The 17752-nt window shown below is 65.2% G+C and carries 16 protein-coding genes; 8 read left to right on the top strand and 8 right to left on the bottom strand.

Going from position 1 to position 17752, the window contains the following annotated elements:
* Nucleotides 1-46 precede the first annotated feature (46 nt).
* The 6 genes from ACFPAH_RS17735 to ACFPAH_RS17710 form a co-directional block, all read right to left on the bottom strand.
* Nucleotides 47-1264, bottom strand: a complete 1218-nt coding sequence (locus tag ACFPAH_RS17735; RefSeq protein WP_379747940.1) for a 6-phosphofructokinase — start codon at nt 1262-1264, stop codon at nt 47-49.
* Nucleotides 1265-1318: 54 nt separating this feature from the next.
* On the bottom strand, nt 1319-3337 hold the full coding sequence (locus ACFPAH_RS17730; protein ID WP_379747938.1) for a prolyl oligopeptidase family serine peptidase: 2019 nt from the start codon (nt 3335-3337) through the stop codon (nt 1319-1321).
* Between the two features lie 134 nt (nt 3338-3471).
* Complete coding sequence (locus ACFPAH_RS17725) at nt 3472-5520, bottom strand: sodium:solute symporter family protein (protein ID WP_379747936.1); 2049 nt, start codon at nt 5518-5520, stop codon at nt 3472-3474.
* Nucleotides 5517-5840: a DUF4212 domain-containing protein gene (locus tag ACFPAH_RS17720; protein ID WP_379747934.1), complete on the bottom strand. Its 324-nt coding sequence runs from the start codon at nt 5838-5840 to the stop codon at nt 5517-5519. Before ACFPAH_RS17720 ends, ACFPAH_RS17725 begins: the two co-directional genes overlap by 4 nt.
* Nucleotides 5830-7353 carry a sensor histidine kinase gene (locus ACFPAH_RS17715; protein ID WP_379747932.1) on the bottom strand — a complete coding sequence of 508 codons (1524 nt, stop codon included), beginning with the start codon at nt 7351-7353 and terminating at the stop codon, nt 5830-5832. Before ACFPAH_RS17715 ends, ACFPAH_RS17720 begins: the two co-directional genes overlap by 11 nt.
* A gap of 10 nt (nt 7354-7363) precedes the next feature.
* Nucleotides 7364-8080, bottom strand: a complete 717-nt coding sequence (locus ACFPAH_RS17710; RefSeq protein ID WP_379747930.1) for a response regulator — start codon at nt 8078-8080, stop codon at nt 7364-7366.
* A 202-nt stretch (nt 8081-8282) separates the two neighbouring features.
* On the opposite strand from ACFPAH_RS17710, the gene recA reads away from it, so the two are divergent.
* The 7 genes from recA (at nt 8283) to ACFPAH_RS17675 (ending at nt 14060) form a co-directional block, all read left to right on the top strand.
* Nucleotides 8283-9365, top strand: a complete 1083-nt coding sequence (gene recA, locus ACFPAH_RS17705) for a recombinase RecA (protein ID WP_379747928.1) — start codon at nt 8283-8285, stop codon at nt 9363-9365.
* Between the two features lie 33 nt (nt 9366-9398).
* Complete coding sequence (gene recX, locus ACFPAH_RS17700) at nt 9399-9857, top strand: recombination regulator RecX (RefSeq protein WP_379747926.1); 459 nt, start codon at nt 9399-9401, stop codon at nt 9855-9857.
* Between the two features lie 185 nt (nt 9858-10042).
* On the top strand, nt 10043-10399 hold the full coding sequence (locus ACFPAH_RS17695) for a hypothetical protein (protein ID WP_379747924.1): 357 nt from the start codon (nt 10043-10045) through the stop codon (nt 10397-10399).
* A gap of 275 nt (nt 10400-10674) precedes the next feature.
* Nucleotides 10675-11238: a DUF2889 domain-containing protein gene (locus ACFPAH_RS17690; protein ID WP_379747922.1), complete on the top strand. Its 564-nt coding sequence runs from the start codon at nt 10675-10677 to the stop codon at nt 11236-11238.
* A 64-nt stretch (nt 11239-11302) separates the two neighbouring features.
* Entirely contained in the window at nt 11303-12472 is a 1170-nt protein-coding gene (gene sucC, locus ACFPAH_RS17685; RefSeq protein ID WP_379747920.1) for an ADP-forming succinate--CoA ligase subunit beta, read from the top strand.
* A 17-nt stretch (nt 12473-12489) separates the two neighbouring features.
* Entirely contained in the window at nt 12490-13371 is an 882-nt protein-coding gene (gene sucD, locus ACFPAH_RS17680) for a succinate--CoA ligase subunit alpha (protein ID WP_379747918.1), read from the top strand.
* A gap of 248 nt (nt 13372-13619) precedes the next feature.
* A complete protein-coding gene (locus ACFPAH_RS17675; protein WP_379747916.1) occupies nt 13620-14060 on the top strand; it encodes a pilin in 441 nt (146 codons plus the stop codon).
* 19 nt (nt 14061-14079) lie between these two features.
* Here the strand turns inward: ACFPAH_RS17675 and ACFPAH_RS17670 are convergent, their stop codons facing one another.
* Nucleotides 14080-14787, bottom strand: a complete 708-nt coding sequence (locus ACFPAH_RS17670) for a flagellar brake protein (RefSeq protein ID WP_379747914.1) — start codon at nt 14785-14787, stop codon at nt 14080-14082.
* Between the two features lie 136 nt (nt 14788-14923).
* Nucleotides 14924-16972 (bottom strand): LpqB family beta-propeller domain-containing protein, encoded by a 2049-nt coding sequence (locus tag ACFPAH_RS17665; protein ID WP_379747912.1) that lies wholly within the window; start codon nt 16970-16972, stop codon nt 14924-14926.
* Nucleotides 16973-17546: 574 nt separating this feature from the next.
* On the opposite strand from ACFPAH_RS17665, the gene ACFPAH_RS17660 reads away from it, so the two are divergent.
* Nucleotides 17547-17750, top strand: coding sequence for a hypothetical protein (locus tag ACFPAH_RS17660; RefSeq protein ID WP_379747910.1), 204 nt, complete (start codon nt 17547-17549; stop codon nt 17748-17750).
* Nucleotides 17751-17752: the final 2 nt, after the last annotated feature.

Raw genomic sequence — 17752 nt, 5'->3', positions numbered from 1 at the left:
GCCTTTTTCATGCGTGCATGATCAGGTGCCGTACCACGCGCGCACCCTAGGTCTTGTGCAACACCTTCGGGACCATTGCCCCACGCAGCCGGAACGCGTCCGGCATGCGCGAGCCGAGCAGGGGGCGCAAGTACAGGCGGAAGGCGTCGGTGACGTCGGTGCCGGACTCGCTGATGAATTCGTCCTCCATGGTGCGCGTCCTGCCGGCCACCTGGTCGAGCGGCTGCAACTCGTAGTCGACCGAATAGAAACCGGTGCGGCGGATCGCCACCGACCCGTCGCGGTCGCCCCACATGGCGAACTGGACCGCCTTCTCGCCGACCTCGCGGGCTTCGCGCTGGTCGACGTCCGACACGCAGCCGATGAAGGAGCGCTGCAGGTAGCCGAAGGTATCGCCGCGCACCCGCTTGATGCCGAGTTTGGCCTTGATCTCGTCGCACAGCAGGTCGGCCAGGGCGCCGGTGCCCGACAATTGGACGTTGCCGTGGTCGTCCTTCTCGATTTCCTTGGCCAGCAGGGTGGCGACCGGCTCGCCCGAGGCATCGTGGATGCCTTCCGAGACGGCGATCACGCAGCGCCCGTGGCGCGCGTACATGGCTTTGACGTCGGCCAGGAAACGTTCCAGTTCGAACACGCGCTCGGGCAGGTAGATCAGGTGCGGGCCGTCGTCGGGAAATTTTTTACCCAGGGCCGAGGCGGCCGTCAGGAAGCCGGCGTGCCTGCCCATCACGACGCCGACATACACCCCGGGCAGCGCCGCATTGTCGAGGTTGGCGCCGGCAAAGGCCTGGGCCACGAAACGCGCGGCCGACGGGAAACCCGGCGTGTGGTCGTTGCCGACCAGGTCGTTATCGATGGTTTTCGGAATATGGATCGAGCGCAGCGGATAGCCGGCGGCGCGCGCCTGATCGCTGACGATCTTCACGGTGTCGGCCGAATCGTTGCCGCCGATGTAGAAAAAGTGTTCGATCTCGTGCGCGCGCAGCACCTCGAAGATGCGGGTGCAGTAGGCCTCGTCCGGCTTGTCGCGCGTCGAGCCGAGCGCGGAAGAGGGCGTGGCGGCGACCAGTTCCAGGTTGTGGCTGGTCTCCTGGGTCAGGTCGAGGAAGTCCTCGTTGACGATGCCGCGCACCCCGTGCAGGGCGCCGTAGATGCGGGTGACGTGCTGGAAGCGGCGCGCTTCCAGCGTTACCCCCACCATCGACTGGTTGATGACGGCGGTCGGACCGCCTCCTTGTGCAACGAGGATTCTGCCTGACGACATGTACACCTCCCTTGATCGAAGCGACGGATGACCGGCTGCCAGTTTACACCGCCGTTACTGCTGCACCGCTCCCTTGCCGATATGCTTGTCGAGGAATTTTTCGACCCGGCTCCAGAAATCGATGTTGTTCTTCGGCAGGTAGAAGCCGTGCCCTTCGGCCGGATACTCGATCCACTCGACGTTCGGGTTGGTGCGCTTGACGGCCGCATACAGCTTCGTGCCGTGGTCGATCGGCACGCGCCGGTCGACGCCGCCATAGGCCAGCAGCAGCGGGCGCGTGATGCGCGCGGCCTGCTCGATCGGCGAGGTGGCCTTCAGCTGGGCGGCGTCCTTGACGCGGTCGCCGATCATCTCCGGCATGCCGTAGCGTTTCCATTCGTCCGACATGTCGCTGGGATGGTGCGCGCTGCCGTACATGAGGTTGATGTCGGAGACGCCGACCCAGTTCACGCCGCAGCGGTACAGGTCCGGGTCGTTTACCAGGCCCATCAGGGTGGCATAGCCGCCATAGCTGGCGCCCGCGATGCAGACGCGTTGTGGATCGGCATAGCCCTTCTCGACTGCCCAGCGCACGCCATCGGCCAGGTCGTTCTGCATGGCCAGGCCCCATTGCTTGAAGCTGGCGCGCATGTGTGCCGCACCCAGGCCGCTGGTGCCGCGGAAGGAGGGCTCGAGCACGGCATAGCCGCGCGAGGCCAGGAACTGCGACTCCGCGTGCCAGCCCCAGACGTTGCCGCGGACCCAGGGGCCGCCGTGCACCAGCACCACCAGCGGCAGGCCGCTGCGCTTGCCGCCCGGGGGCAGCGTCAACAGGACGGGAATGTGCAGGCCGTCGCGTGCCTTGTAGTTCAGTACCTGCTGGCGGCCCATCTGTTTCGGGTCGATGCCGGGATAGGTCTCGCCGACCTTGTTGAGCAGTCTGGTGTCGCGGTTGAACAGGTAATAGGTCAGTGGAATGGTGTCGGAATAGGCCCCGACCAGCAGCCAAGGCGTCTGTGCATGCTGGGGCGGCGCCGACACGAGGTTGACCGTCGCCGGCAGCAGCTGGTCGACGGTCTGCTGGACGGCCTTCATCGCCGGGTCGAACCATTCGGTCGACAGGGCGTCAGTGGTGAAGATCATGCCCAGCACCTTCTCGCGGCTGGTCATGATGTTGCCGTTGAAGTCATATCCTTTTGTGCTCAGCAGCGGTTCCGGGTTGAGCGTGCCGCTGGCGATGTCGAAGGTGTGCACGGCGCTGGTGTCCCGGCCCTGGCGCGTGCTGACGTACAGTTTGCCGTCGGGGCCGAAGGCCAGCGGCGTCATCGCGTTCTTGTCGCCGTACAGTTTATAGCTGACCAGGGAGCGCCATTCCTTGGTCGCCGGGTCGAAGTAATGGATGGTGCCGGTGTCGTCCTTGCTGCCGAAGGCGATACGCGGCTCGCCCTTGTGATCGAGCATCCAGCCCGTCACGTCCTCCCTCGGGCGCGAGACTTCCTGAGACTGGCCGGTGAGCGTGTTCAGGCGCAGCAGGGTCGACCTGGTCGAACGCCCGTCGGTCTTGACGATCAGGTTGCGCACATAGACGTACTCGGAATCCTGTGCTCCCCACCCCGGGAGCATGAAGGTATGCCAGGGGAGGATGCGGCGTCCGGCCTGCTTGCTCGATGGGCCACGGCCGTTGGTGGCGGCCAGTTGCACCAGCTGGGAGCCGTCGCGGTTGACGGCAAACAGGCCCGGTACATCAGTGGCGTCGCCCTGGGCCACGCTACGGTCGACGACATTGAAGATCAGGCGCTCGCTGTTGACCCATTGAAAGTTGCCGATGTCGGCGTCGTTGTACGAGGCCACCACCTTGCCGCTGTTGGTCTGCAGATCGACCACGACCAGGAAATCACGCTGTCCCGGCGCGCTGCCGCGCGCGGCGATCGCACGCCCATCCGGCGACAGCAGGCCGCCGTTGAAGGCCGGGCTGGCGAAGAAGCGCTCGATCGGCGGCAGGGCGGGCGCAGCCTGCGCCTGGACGGCCGGCCCGGCGCACAGCGACAGTGCGAACAGGGCGGCGTGGAAGAGTGAAGCACGGGCAAAGGACATGCTGGGTTTCCGGTAGAAAAAAAAGGCCGCCCGCAGGCGGAACAGTTATTTCTCAAGAATAACATTTATGCATGCCAAAAAACCATGCATGGTGCATGTTTCCGGTCCTTGTCGTATCGGCGCAGCTCCTTCGCCTACTCGGGCGCCCGGATATGGTCGACCAGCGCATCGCTGGCGCGCGCCGGCGCCGGGCTCAGCAGGCTGGCGATGACGATCGCCGCCAGCCCCGCCGGCACCCCGAAAATGCCGGCCGACATAGGCGCGATGTCGAACCAGGCCGCATCGAGGCGCCCGCCCAGGCTCGGATTGACCCGGATCATGTAGTACAGGCAGACCATGAAGCCGGCCACCATGCCGGCGATCGCGCCGATGTGGTTGGCGCGTTTCCAGAACACGCCCAGCACCAGCGGCGGGAACAGCGTCGAGGCGGCGAGCGAAAACGCGGCGCCGACCAGCGACAGGATGTCGGCCGGTTTTTGCGAGGCGGCGTAGGCGGCAATGAAGGCCACGGCCAGCAGCAGCAGCTTGGAGATCGTCACCCGTTTCTGGGTGGAGGCGCCCGGATCGACGATCTTGTAATAGCCGTCGTGCGACAGCGCATTCGAGATCGCCAGCAGCAGGCCGTCGGCCGTGGACAAGGCCGCCGCCAGTCCGCCGGCCGCGACCAGGCCCGAAATTACATACGGCAGGCCGGCGATTTCGGGCGTGGCCAGCACCAGCACGTCGCCGTCGATCGCGATTTCCGCCAGCTGCACCAGGCCGTCGCCGTTGATGTCGACCACCTGGATCAAGGGATTGACCTTGTCGACGTTGGCCCAGTACGAGATCCAGGTCGGCAGCGAACGGAAATCGCTGCCGACCAGGCTCGTATAGATGTCGTACTTGGCCAGCACCGCCAGCGCCGGGATGCTCAGGTAGATCAGCAGGATGAAGAACAGCGTCCAGAACACCGAGACCCGGGTGTCGCTCACCGAGGGCGTGGTGTAGGCGCGCATCAGGATGTGGGGCAGGGCGGCGGTGCCGAACATCAGGCAGAACACGAGCGCGAGGAAATTATTGCGGCGCGCATCGGACTCGGCTTCGGTGGCGCCGGGGAAGGGCGTGGCATGCGGCTCGGGCGGCTGGGCCCGTGCCAGCAGCCGCCGGCGCTGGTCGCGCCAGAGCACTTCGGCGTCTTCCGGCGATTTCGGATAAGCCGCCAGCGCCCGCTCGGCGCTGCGCACGTCGGCCAGCGAGACGTTGCGCAGGCGCGCCGTATCGAGGCGCAGCTGGGCGGCGCGCCGGCCGCTCTCCCAGGAAGCGGGCAGGCCCGCCAGGCGCGCGCCGACCTCGTCGGCCTCGCGCTGGAAGCTGGCGCGCACTTCCTGCTCGCGCGGGTCGCGCACCAGTTGCGCTTCGCGCTGGGCCAGCTTCGGCAGCACCGAACCGTAGGCCACCTGGGGCACCGGATTGTCGGCGTGCTTGACCGACAGCCACATCGTCGGGATCAGGAAGGCGACCAGGATGATGATGTACTGCGCCACCTGGGTCCAGGTAATGCCGCGCATGCCGCCCAGGAACGAGCACACAAGAATACTCGCCAGCCCGAGGAAGATGCCGACCGAAAAGTCGACGCCGGTGAAGCGCGACGCGATCAGGCCCACCGCATAGATCTGCGCGACCACGTACACGAAGGAGACCACGATGGTCGCGCCCATCGCCAGCAGGCGCACCGGGCCGCCGCGCCCGCCGCTGCCGCCGCCGTAGCGCACCGCCAGGTAGTCGGGGATCGTGTACTGGGCGAACTTGCGCAGGTAGGGGGCAATCAGGAGTGCAACCAGGCAGTAGCCGCCAGTCCAGCCCATGATGTAGGCCAGGGCATCGAAGCCATACACGTACAGGCCGCCGGCCAGGCTGATGAAGCTGGCCGCCGAGATCCAGTCGGCGGCCGTGGCCATGCCGTTGAACATGGACGGCACGCGGCGTCCGGCCACATAGTATTCGGTCACGTTCGAGGTGCGGCTCACCACGCCGATGGTGGCGTACAGCGCAATCGTGGCGAACATGAACAGGTGGCCGATCCACAGCCGCGGCATGCCTTCGTTTTCCAGCACCGTCAGGGTCAGCAGGAAGCCGGCGAAGCAGACGCAGAACCAGGCGTAATAACCGGACAGGCGGCGGAAGTAGCGGGCGTTGCTGCTCACGCGCCGTCCCCGGCCGGGGCGGCGAGGGCCTGCTGGTACGCGCGGTCGTAGCTGCGCATGCGCCATGCATAGGCGCCGATGATGGCCAGGAAGACCAGCGCCGCGCCCTGGGCCGCCATGTAGAACGACAGCGGCCAGCCGAACACGGTGATGCGGGCCAGTTCGCGCGCGAAGTACACGGTGACGAACGCGGTGGCCAGCCAGCACGCCAGCAGCAGGGCGGTGAGGCGGCGCGTGCGGCGCCAGTGGCGGGCGCGCGCCGCGCGCAGGCGCTGCTGGTGTTGCGGGTCGGTGGCGGGCGGCGGGGATTCAGGCGGCATCGGGTGGCGTGGTGACGGGTGGAGGGAAGGTCAGGCGGAACAGGCTGCCCGGGTATTTGGGGAGAATGCTGCGCGGGTTGTTGAAGATGTCGATCTCGGCCCCGTGCTGCCCGGCGATCTCGCGCACGATCGCCAGCCCCAGGCCGCTGCCGGTCGTGTTCGAGCCGAGGATGCGGTAGAAGCGTTCGAACACGTGGACGCGCTCGTGCGGCGCAATCCCGGGACCGGTGTCTTCGACTTCGAGCAGGGCATGCTCGCCGTCGCGCCGCACGCGCACCGTGACGCTGCCGCCGGCGGGCGTATAGCGCAGCGCATTGTCGATCAGGTTCGACAGCAGTTCGCGCAGCATCAGCGTGTTGCCGGCGATGACGACCGGTTCGTCATGCGCTTCGTAGCCGAGGTCGATACCGTGGGCGAACGAGGCCTGTACCCAGTCCTGCACCGTGGCGCGCGCCAGCGTGCCGAGCTCGACCTCTTCGAAAGCGAGCCCCGCGTGCGGCTGGTTTTCCGCACGGGCCAGGGCCAGCAGCTGGTTGACGAGGCGGGTGGCCGACTCCGAGCTTTTCGCCAGTTGTTCCAGCGAGCGGTGGATCTCGTCCGGATTGACCTGGCGCAGCGCCAGTTCCGACTGCATGCGCATGCCGGCCAGTGGCGTCTTCATCTGGTGCGCGGCATCGGCGATGAAGCGCTTCTGCATCTCGATGGTCTGGGCCAGGCGCCCGAGCATGTCGTTGAGCGAGCCGACCAGCGGCGAGATTTCTTCCGGCACCTGGCGCGAATCGATCGGCGACAGGTCGTCGGAGGGGCGCGCGCGGATGCGTTCCTGCAGCTCCGCCAGCGGCGACAGGCCGCGCGACAGGGCGAACCAGACCAGGGCCAGGATGATCGGCAGGATGATGAACTGCGGCAGGATCACGCCCTTGATGATCTCGTTGGCGAGCAGGGCGCGCTTGTCGAGCGTCTCGGCCACCTGGACCAGGGCCTTGCGCTGGACCGTGCCCGGCGCCGCCAGCGGATCGAGGTTGACGTAGAGGTAGGCCACGCGCAGCGGGCGGCCCTGCAGCGCCGCATTGCGAAAGTGCACGGCGCCGTCCATCTCGGCCTCGTCCGCGCGCGGGCGCGGCAGCTCGCGGTCGCCGTCCACGTGGCGGCCGTCGGCATCGAGCACCTGGAAATACACGCTGTCGACATCGTCGGCGCGCAGGATGTCGCGCGCGCTGGCGGGCAGGCGGGTATCGATCGCGCCTTGTTCCACCCGCACCTGCTGGGCCAGCACCGTGACCCGGTTCTCGAGCGCGTGATCGAAGGGCTGGTTGGCGATCGATTTCGCGACCAGGTAGGTGATCGCGATGCTCATCGGCCACAAGAGCAGCAGCGGGGCCAGCATCCAGTCGAGGATCTCGCCGAACAGCGAATGCTGGATGTTTTCTTCCGGCTCGGGATTGGGCGGGACGTACAAAGGCTCGGGCACGCCCGCATCGACCGGCCGCAGGCTGCGTTCGCGCTTGTTCACGTGCCCCGGTTCACTTCGCGTCGAGTGCCTGCCCGGCGGCGCCGCCGCCGGCACGCAGATCCGAATATTTTTCCAGGCAATAACCAAGCCCGCGCACGGTGGCGATGCGCACCCCGCCCACCTCGATCTTCTTGCGCAGGCGGTGCACGTAGACCTCGATGGCGTTGTTCGAGACTTCCTCGCCCCATTCGCACAGGTGGTCGACCAGCTGCTCCTTCGAGACCAGGCGCCCGGTGCGCGCCAGCAGGATTTCGAGCAGGCCCAGTTCGCGCGCCGACAAATCGAGCATCTGGTCGTCGATGTAGGCGCTGCGCCCGACCTGGTCGTAGGCCAGCGGGCCGTGGCGCACCACGGTCGGGCCGCCGCCGGCGCCGCGCCGGGTCAGGGCGCGCACCCGCGCCTCCAGTTCGGACAGGGCAAACGGCTTGGCCATGTAGTCGTCGGCGCCGAGGTCGAGCCCTTCGACGCGCTGCTCGACCGAGTCGGCCGCGGTGAGGATCAGCACCGGCAGCAGGGAAGAGCGGGCGCGCAGGCGGCGCAGCACTTCCAGCCCCGACAGCCTCGGCAAGCCGAGGTCGAGGATCAGCAGGTCGAACTCCTGGGTCGAGAGGGCGGTGTCGGCCTCCTGGCCGTTGCGCACGCAGTCGATCGCATAACCGGACTGGCGCAAGGAACGCGTCAGTCCATCGGCGAGTACGCTATCATCTTCCGCAAGCAAAATTCGCATAAGATCACCCTGTTTTTCGATTAGACCGCTTGGCCGCACCTATTGTGTTTGATTTAGCGCAACAATGCGAGCCTTCCACAACATCCGGTGAAGAATTCGTCCAGATACCGCTTGCAAAAACCACTGGATTTTTATACAGTACTACCTATTGAAATGCGTGAGGGTGCCACTACCTAGGTACCTCCAAGACTGAGAGAAAATTATGGACGACAAAAAAGTTGCAGTAAACGCCTCCGAAAAAGGCAAAGCGCTCGCGGCGGCCCTCGCGCAGATCGAAAAGCAGTTCGGCAAGGGTTCGGTCATGCGCATGGACGCGAACATGCCGGTCGAAGAAGTGCAGACCGTCTCGACCGGTTCGCTGGGCCTGGACATTGCCCTCGGCGTCGGCGGCCTGCCGCGCGGCCGTATCGTGGAAATCTACGGTCCGGAATCGTCGGGTAAAACCACGCTGACCCTGCAGACCATCGCCCAGATGCAAAAACTGGGCGGCACCTGCGCCTTCATCGACGCCGAGCACGCGCTCGACGTGGGTTACGCACAGAAGCTGGGCATCAAGCTCGACGAACTGCTGATCTCGCAGCCGGACACCGGCGAGCAGGCACTCGAAATCACCGACGCGCTCGTGCGTTCGGGTTCGGTCGACCTGGTGGTCATCGACTCGGTGGCGGCACTCACCCCGCGCGCCGAGATCGAAGGCGACATGGGCGATTCGCTGCCTGGCCTGCAAGCGCGACTGATGTCGCAGGCACTGCGCAAGCTGACCGCCTCGATCAACCGCACCAACACGCTGGTCATCTTCATCAACCAGATCCGCATGAAGATCGGCGTGATGTTCGGCAGCCCGGAAACCACCACCGGCGGTAACGCGCTGAAGTTCTACGCCTCCGTGCGCATGGACATCCGCCGTACCGGTTCGATCAAGTCGGGCGACGAGGTCATCGGTAACGAAACGAAGGTCAAGGTCGTCAAGAACAAGATCGCGCCACCGTTCCGCGAAGCCCACTTCGACATCCTGTACGGAGAAGGCACCTCGCGCGAAGGCGAAATCCTGGATCTGGGCGCCGACAACAAGATCGTCGAGAAATCCGGTTCCTGGTACAGCTACAACGGCGAACGCATCGGCCAGGGCAAGGACAATGCCCGCCAGTTCCTGAAAGACCGCCCAGCCCTGGCGCGCGAAATCGAGAACAAGGTCCGTGCAGCACTCGGCGTGCGCGAGCTGCCACCGCCGGTCGGCGGCGACGCCGAAGACAAGGCGCCGAAGCTGAAGGCCGTGTCGGAGTAATGCCGGCGTGCCGTATGCGCTTGCAGTCGTCTCATGCGCCAGCCAGTTCTGAGCCTGAAGGGCCGGGCCCTGCGCTACCTCTCGATGAGGGAGCACAGCCGGCTCGAGCTCAAGCGCAAGCTGGCGCGCCATGCCGAGGAGGGCGACGACATCGATGCCCTCCTCGATTTCCTTGAAAAGAACAACTGGCTGTCGCAGGAACGCTTCGCCGAATCGCTGATTCATCGTAAGGCTGGGCGCTACGGCAACAGCCGCGTCATGGCCGAGCTGCAAAGCCATGGCGTCAGCGGCGAGGCGCTGGCCGAACTCAAATCCGGCCTGGCCGAGAGCGAGACCGCCCGTGCGGTCGAAGTCTGGCAGCGCAAGTTCGGCACCGTCGCCCAGGATGCGGCCGAACGCAGCAAGCAGATGCGCTTTCTCATGGCGCGCGGCTTCTCCAGCAGCGCCGTGCGTGCGGCGCTCAAGGGCGCGCCCGAAGACGACGAGTATTGACTCGTCTCGTTACAGACTCCCGTTCATTTACGGCGCAGCGCTAGCCTTATCCAGGTGCCAGGTGCCAAGTCCGCAGGTCCAGCTTCCAGGCGCCAGCGCGGAGCGCCATCCGGCGATATGCCTGTGCATATTCCTCAACGCCGGATGGCGCTGCGCGCTGGCGCTTTTGTTGTTAATAAGTCACTATGAAAACGCTGCTTGCCGTTTTGCTCCTCACCCTTGCCGCCTGCACCCGGCAGCCCGCCGATGCGACCGGCGTCTACCGCCTCAGCACGCCGGAAAAATCGATGGTGCTGCAAGTGCGTACCAGCGGCGTGTATGTGCTGCAGATCGACGGCCCCGACCGGAACCCGGACGAGATCCGCGGGCGCTGGGAAGAGGGGCGTGGGGCGGGTCCCGGCCTGGCTTTCCACGGCGTCGTCTGGCACGGGACCGAGCCCGCGAGCGGCCAGGGCGTCTGGGCCGCCACCTTCCGCCGTAATGCCGAGCTCTGTCTCGATGCCGAGGGCCTGGCCTGTTTCTCGAAGGAGGACGGGGCCTGAACCGGCCGCGCCGATTCAAACCGCTTGCTGTAGCGCGGCAAACCACGCTTCCCTTGCCGCGCTGCTCCAACCCCCGCGAGCGTGTCGTCTGCTCCTGCCTCGCCCTTGCGATGGCCATCCCAACATCATGTTGCAGTGCAACCGGTTTGCGCCTGTGCTAAACTTTCACGGTTTAAGTAGCGCCGCATCAGCGGTTGTTGCCGCGGAAGCCGCGGCAACGTGCATCAGCACACTGGCTGCCACCTTGATTGCCGATGAATCGGCACGTTTGCTTTATGCCCCTGTCCTCTCCCGCCCCGCGCTCCTTGCGGCATACTCGCGCCATCACGGTCGAAGCGTACGCGCGCGACGATGGCCTGTGGGATCTCGACGCGCGCATTCGCGACATCAAGGCACGCGACATCGTCCTCGCCTCCGGCAAGCGCCCCGCCAACACCGCCGTGCACGACCTGAGCCTGCGCATCACGATCAACCGCGCGCTCGAGATCGTCGACGCCGAAGCGTCGTCCGATGCGGTGCCCTATCCCGGGTACTGCGACACGATCGGCCCGGCCTATCAAAAGCTGGTCGGACTGTCGCTGACCAAACATTTCCGGTTGCACTTGAAAGACCGCCTCTCTGGCGTGCTCGGCTGCACCCACCTGACTGAACTGGCGCAGGTCTTGCCCACCGCGGCAATCCAGGCCTTCGCCGATGACGAATTCGAGACGCGCAGCGCCGCCAACGATGGCGACGCCGTGCGTCCGTACGAGATCGACCGCTGCCACGCGCTGCGCGCCGACGGCCCCGCAGTGGCAAAGTATTACCCGCGTTGGGTAATCAAGGCCGTGACGGGTTGACACCGATTGTCGAAGTTTTTCCAATTTAACTCACTAAATCAGTAACAGAAGAAGGGACGCCAGCATGAAAATCCATGAGTATCAGGGCAAAGAAATCCTCCGAAAATACGGAGTGACGGTTCCGCGCGGCATTCCGTGCATGTCGGTCGACGAGGCTGTCAAGGCAGCCGAAGAGCTGGGCGGCCCGGTCTGGGTAGTCAAGGCACAGATCCATGCTGGCGGCCGCGGCAAGGGCGGCGGCGTGAAGGTTGCCAAGTCGCTCGAGCAGGTCAAGGAATACGCACAGCAGATCATGGGCATGCAGCTCATCACGCACCAGACCGGCCCTGAAGGCCAGAAAGTGCGCCGCCTGCTGATCGAAGAAGGCGCCGACATCAAGAAGGAACTGTACGTCTCGATGGTCACCGACCGCGTCTCGCAGCGCGTCGTGCTGATGGCCTCGTCGGAAGGCGGCATGGACATCGAAGAAGTCGCGCACAGCAACCCGGAAAAAATCCACTCGATCGCGATCGACCCGGCCGTCGGCCTGACCGATGCCGAAGCCGACGAGATCTCGACCAAGATCGGCATCCCTGCCGAATCGCTGGCCGAAGCCCGCCAGAACCTGAAAGGCCTGTACCAGGCTTACTGGGAAACCGACGCCTCGCTGGCCGAAATCAACCCGCTGATCCTGACCGGCAACGGTAAAGTCATCGCCCTCGACGCCAAGTTCAACTTCGACGCCAACGCCCTGTTCCGCCAGCCGGAAATCATGGCTTACCGCGACCTGGACGAAGAAGACCCAGCCGAAGTCGAAGCATCGAAGTTCGACCTGGCCTACATCTCGCTCGACGGCAACATCGGCTGCCTGGTGAACGGCGCCGGCCTGGCCATGGCCACCATGGACACCATCAAGCTGTTCGGCGGCGAGCCGGCCAACTTCCTGGACGTGGGCGGCGGTGCGACGGCTGAGAAAGTCACCGAAGCATTCAAGATCATGCTGAAGAACCCAGGCCTGAAAGCCATCCTGGTCAACATCTTCGGCGGCATCATGCGTTGCGACGTCATCGCCGAAGGCGTGATCACCGCATCGAAGGCCGTCTCGCTGCAAGTGCCGCTGGTCGTGCGCATGAAGGGCACCAACGAAGACCTGGGCAAGAAGATGCTGGCTGACTCCGGTCTGCCGATCATCGCTGCCGATACGATGGAAGATGCAGCCAAGGCCGTCGTCGCCGCTGCAGCTGGTAACGCCTAATTCGAAGGAATAAACAAATGTCGATCCTGATCAACAAAGATACAAAAGTCATCACCCAGGGTATCACCGGCAAGACCGGCCAGTTCCATACCCGTATGTGCCGCGACTACGCGAACGGCAAGGCTGCCTTCGTTGCTGGCGTGAACCCGAAGAAAGCCGGCGAAGATTTCGAAGGCATCCCGATCTACGCCAACGTCACCGAAGCGAAAGCGGCGACCGGCGCGACCGTGTCGGTCATCTACGTGCCGCCAGCAGGCGCTGCTGCCGCCATCTGGGAAGCCGTCGAAGCCGAACTGGACCTGGCAATCTGCATCACCGAAGGCATCCCTGTCCGTGACATGATGGCCCTCAAGGACCGCATGGCCAAAGCCGGCTCGAAGACCCTGCTGCTGGGCCCGAACTGCCCAGGCCTGATCACCCCGGACGAAATCAAGATCGGCATCATGCCGGGCCACATCCACAAGAAGGGCCGCATCGGCGTCGTCTCGCGCTCGGGCACCCTGACCTATGAAGCAGTCGGCCAGCTGACCGCACTGGGCCTGGGCCAATCGACTGCAGTCGGCATCGGCGGCGACCCGATCAACGGCCTGAAGCACATCGACATCATGAAGATGTTCAACGACGATCCTGATACCGACGCGGTCATCATGATCGGCGAAATCGGCGGTCCGGACGAAGCCAATGCCGCGCATTGGGTCAAGGACAACATGAAGAAGCCGGTCGTCGGCTTCATCGCCGGTGTCACCGCGCCTCCGGGCAAGCGCATGGGCCACGCCGGCGCGCTGATCTCGGGCGGCGCCGATACCGCGCAAGCCAAGCTGGACATCATGGAAGAGTGCGGCATCAAGGCCACCAAGAACCCGTCGGAAATGGCACGCCTGCTGAAGGCCATGCTGTAATACCGGCAGTTCCGGTGGTCTGAAAAAGGGAAGCCGCGTGCTTCCCTTTTTTTATTTCCGCCCGTCTGTTCCAGTCCCTTCGGCAAGCCCGAACCCGCTACGGCGGGTTTTCTTTTTCCTGCGGCGAGCGCGTCGCGCGCACGATTCTGCTAGCGCAAAGGACAGCTCCACAGCCCATCCATACTCTGCCCGCGCGACCGAGGCCCGGCTCACGGCGCGACCATTCCACACCTTGATATGGAGAATCCATGAAATCGCTGAAGGTTGTTACGAAGGCAGAAGCAGGCTTTACCCTGGTCGAACTGATGGTCGTCATCGCGATCATCGGTATCCTGACCGCCATTGCGCTCCCGACTTACCAGGAGTACATGGCGAAATCGAAGTTCGGCGCTGCCCTGGCAGAAGTCTCTGCGGGCAAGGTAGGGTTCAACACGCGGATCAACGATGGCGAGGAAGTCAAGGCGCCGGAGGAGGTCGGCCTGGCCGCGGCCGACAAGCCGACCGCCAACTGCAGCTTCGGCGTCACCGCCGATTCCCTGGCCTGCAAGATCGTCGCCGGTCCGGCCAGCGTGAAGGACCAGACCATCACCCTGAAGCGCGACGCGACGACCGGCGCCTGGAGCTGCAGGGCCGACACGGTGCCGCAAACCGTGATCGGCCCCAAAGGCGTGTGCCAGGGCAAGGCCTAGAGCGGCTGCAAGCGGGGTTTCAGACGATCTTCTGGCGGTCCGCCAGCAGCGCCTCGTAGGTCATGTTTTGCAGCAGCGTGTAGTGCACCGGGTCGAGGCCGATGAATTGCATGCCGTAGGTGAAGAGATCGGAGTCGTCGGCCGCCTTCGATACGTTGACGTTGCGGATCGCCGCGCGCGCCGCGATGCGCACTTCCTGGTCGTCCGGCGGCGCTTTCAAGGAAAACTGCAGCATGATCTGCTCTTCGTCGGACGGCAGCCGGCTCGGGGAGACCACCAGCGCGCCGCTGACCGACAGGTTCAGGATCGTGCAGGGGAGCGGGCGGCCGTGGGTGCCGCTGCCCGCGAGATGGGCCGGCAAGTCGACCTTGACCCGCATGGCGGTGCGCAGGCTGGTGCCCTGCACCGTTTTCGGGAACGACACGTGCACGTAAAACAGGGGACGCGCGAAGATGCGCTCGACGGTGCAGGCGAACGAGCAGACCTTGACGCCCGAGAACACGCGGATCGTCAGGCGCTCGCCTTCGGCCAGTGCGATCGGTGCGCCGTTTTCCACCGGAATCTTGAGGATGATGTACTCGTCCTTCGCGTACCCGATGAGGGTCGAGAAATGCTGGACGGGCTTGACGCGACGGTGCGTGATGAGCTGCAGCCGGGTGCCGACTTGCAGGTTCATCGTCTCGAAGTCGTAATCTTGCGCTTTGAGTTCCGGAGTGGGGGCTTGCATTGGCTTGTAGTAGGGCATCCGGCAACCATGCCAGGGTCGTCATGATACCAGCGTTATCCGAAGAGAAATAAACTGACAGTCGACAACACAAAAAAAGCCCGCGTTTGCGGCGGGCTTTGTTGTTTCAGTGAAACGTTCAGCGTTTCAGGTGCTGGTCGAGCCAACCGATCACGGTGTGGTGCCACAGCACCGAGTTGGCGGGCTTGAGCACCCAGTGGTTCTCGTCCGGGAACATCAGGAACTTGCTCTCGATCCCGCGCCGCTGCAGGGCCGTGAAGGTGGACAGTGCCTGGGCGGTCGGGATGCGGAAGTCGAGGTCGCCCTGGATGACGAGCATCGGCGTCTTCCACTTGTTCACGTGGTGCACCGGGTTGAAGCGCTCATGCTGGTCCGGCACCGCGAAATACGGGCCGCCGCTTTCCCAGTCGGTGAACCATTGCTCTTCGGTCGAATAGGCCATGCCGCGCGTGTCGAACACGCCGTCGTGGTTGACCAGGCACTTGAAGCCGTCCGCCCAGTTGCCGGCGATCCAGTTCATCATGTAGCCGCCGTAGGAGGCGCCCAGCGCGCAGCTGCGCTCGCGGTCCAGCCAGGGGAATTTTTTCACGGCCGCATCGAGTCCCTTTTGCAGGTCTTCGAGCGGCTTGCCGCCCCAGTCGCCGCTGATCGAGTCGGTGAACTTCTGGCCGTAGCCGGTCGAGCCGTGGAAGTCGATGAAGACGGCGGCGTAGCCGGCGCCGGCATACACCTGCGGATTCCAGCGGTAGCTCCAGGCGTTGCCGAAGCTGCCCTGCGGGCCGCCGTGCACCAGGAAGGCGACCGGGTACTTGGCGCCCGGCGTCGCATTCCACGGCTTCATCACGTAGCCGTACACGGTATCGCCGTTGGCGCCGGCAAACGAGAACTGCTCGAACTGGCCGAAGCGCACGTCGGCCAGCTTGTCGGCGTTGTTGTTGGTCAGCTTCTGCGGCTTGCCGCCGCGCAGGGACGTGGCGTACAGCTGCGCCGGCGAATCCAGCGCGGCCAGCGTATAGACGAGGGCATCGCGGCGCAGGTCGAAGGCGCCGACCGAACCCTTGTCGGTCAGCGGGTTGACCTTGCCGCTGGCGACGTCGATCGCGAACAGGCGGTGCTGGCCGACGTCTTCCGCGTCGACGACGAGCGTCTTGCCGTCCGCGCTCCATTGCAGTGCGCCGGGCGAGCGGTCCCAGTGTTCGGCCAGGCGGCGCTTCTTGCCGCTGGCGACATCCATCAGCATGACCTGGTAGCGGTCGGCCTCGAAGCCGGGACGTGCCATCGCCAGGTAGGCCAGCGTGCGGCCGTCCGGCGAGAACACGCCTTTCGTATCCCAGGCCGGGTTGTCGGCGGTCAGGTTGCGCGGGGCGCCGCCTGCGGCCGGCACGCTGTAGAGGTCGAAGTTGGTCGACCAGGCCTCGGTCTTGCCGGCAATCCGGGCCGAGAACACGACCGTCTTGCCGTCCGGGCTGAAGCGGTATTCCTCGCGGTCGCCGAAGGGCTTCGAGGGCACGTCGCCGTCGAGCGAGCCGGACAGGCTGACCGGGGCGGCGCTGACGCGCCCGTTGGCGTCGAGCGGGGCCGAGAACAGCACCGCGTTGCGCCCGTCCGCCCAGGTATCCCAGTGGCGCACGAACAGGCGGTCGTAGACGCGCCCGCTCGCCTTGTCCTTCGCCTTCGCCTCCATGCGGTCCTTGGTGCAGGCCAGGTCGGCGCAGTCGCGGAACACGGCCAGGCTCATGGCGATGCGCTCGCCCGTCGGCGCGACGCGGAAGTTATCGACGTCGAGCGGCAGGTTGGTCACCTGCACCGGCTCGCCGCCGGCCGCGCTTTGGCGCCACACCTGCGAGCTGCCCGAGCGGGTCGACAGGAAATAGACGGCGTCGCCGGCCGGCGCCCACTGCGGATCGGTGCTGCTGCTCTCGTGATGGGTGAGCGCGCGCGGCCCCGCCTTGCCGTCCAGGCCGGCAATCCAGAGGCTGGTATGGCCGCGGTTCTTGGCCATGTCGGTGGCGCGCACCGTATAGACGACGCGGCTGGCGTCCGGCGAAACGGCCGGGCTGCCGACCCGTTCCAGGTTGACCAGGTCTTCCACCGTCAGGCCGCGCGGGGCGGCCACGGCACTGGTAGCAGCCAATGCCGTCACCAGTAAAGCTAAGCGTAATGTCATCGATTCCTCTTCAAGCGTCTCTCGAAAATGATTGGGTGCGCGGCCCTGCCGCGGCAAGCCAGCAATTTAACACGCCATGCGAGGCGAATGGGGCAGGCGCAGGGCCTAGGGGTTCCCCTTAGGCAGAGTGCGGATGCGCTGCCGGGCCGTATCGGCGATACTGTCTTTACTAAATCAAGCGTGCCGGCGACAAGCCGGCGTTTTCGTCCCGCACGGGACGATGCCCAGCTGCCGCTGACTAGCGGCCGAACCTTTGCCCATGACCCTGAATTTCGACAACTCGACGCGCTGCCCGACGAGCGCTGCATTGCCGGACTTGCTGGTCTGTCAGGTGGCGCACCACCTGGCAACATGCGCCAGCCGCCCGCGTACGCAGCGGCGCGGGTCACGCTGCGTATTCGACTTATCGCTGAACCTCGCCGGCCTCCATTAGGCTCGGCGAGTGCCGCGGGGCGCCTGCCCGGGCCTTTCGCATTCGCCGAGCCAATCCCTCCAAGCGCACATGCCGTCGTCGCACCGACCGACGGCGATTCATTGATTGTCCGGCGCAAGCCGTACTGGAAGGGAGACCGACATGAACCAACCATTGACCATCCATACCGATGCCGCCACCTTTGCGAAATCGCGCATCCAGCGGCGCAGCAAGCGGCGCCTCGTGAAAAGCATCCTGATGCGCCGCCGCCGGGGCTGGCAACTGCTCGTCAAGCTGGCGCTGTCCGGCGCCGCCGCCACCGTGGCCGGTGTCGCGGTAATCTTCGGGCAGGGCGCGATCCTGTAAGC

It is taken from the genome of Massilia sp. GCM10023247, from assembly GCF_042653325.1.
GTDB lineage: Bacteria > Pseudomonadota > Gammaproteobacteria > Burkholderiales > Burkholderiaceae_D > Telluria.
This window is presented reverse-complemented; position numbering and strand designations above follow the sequence as displayed.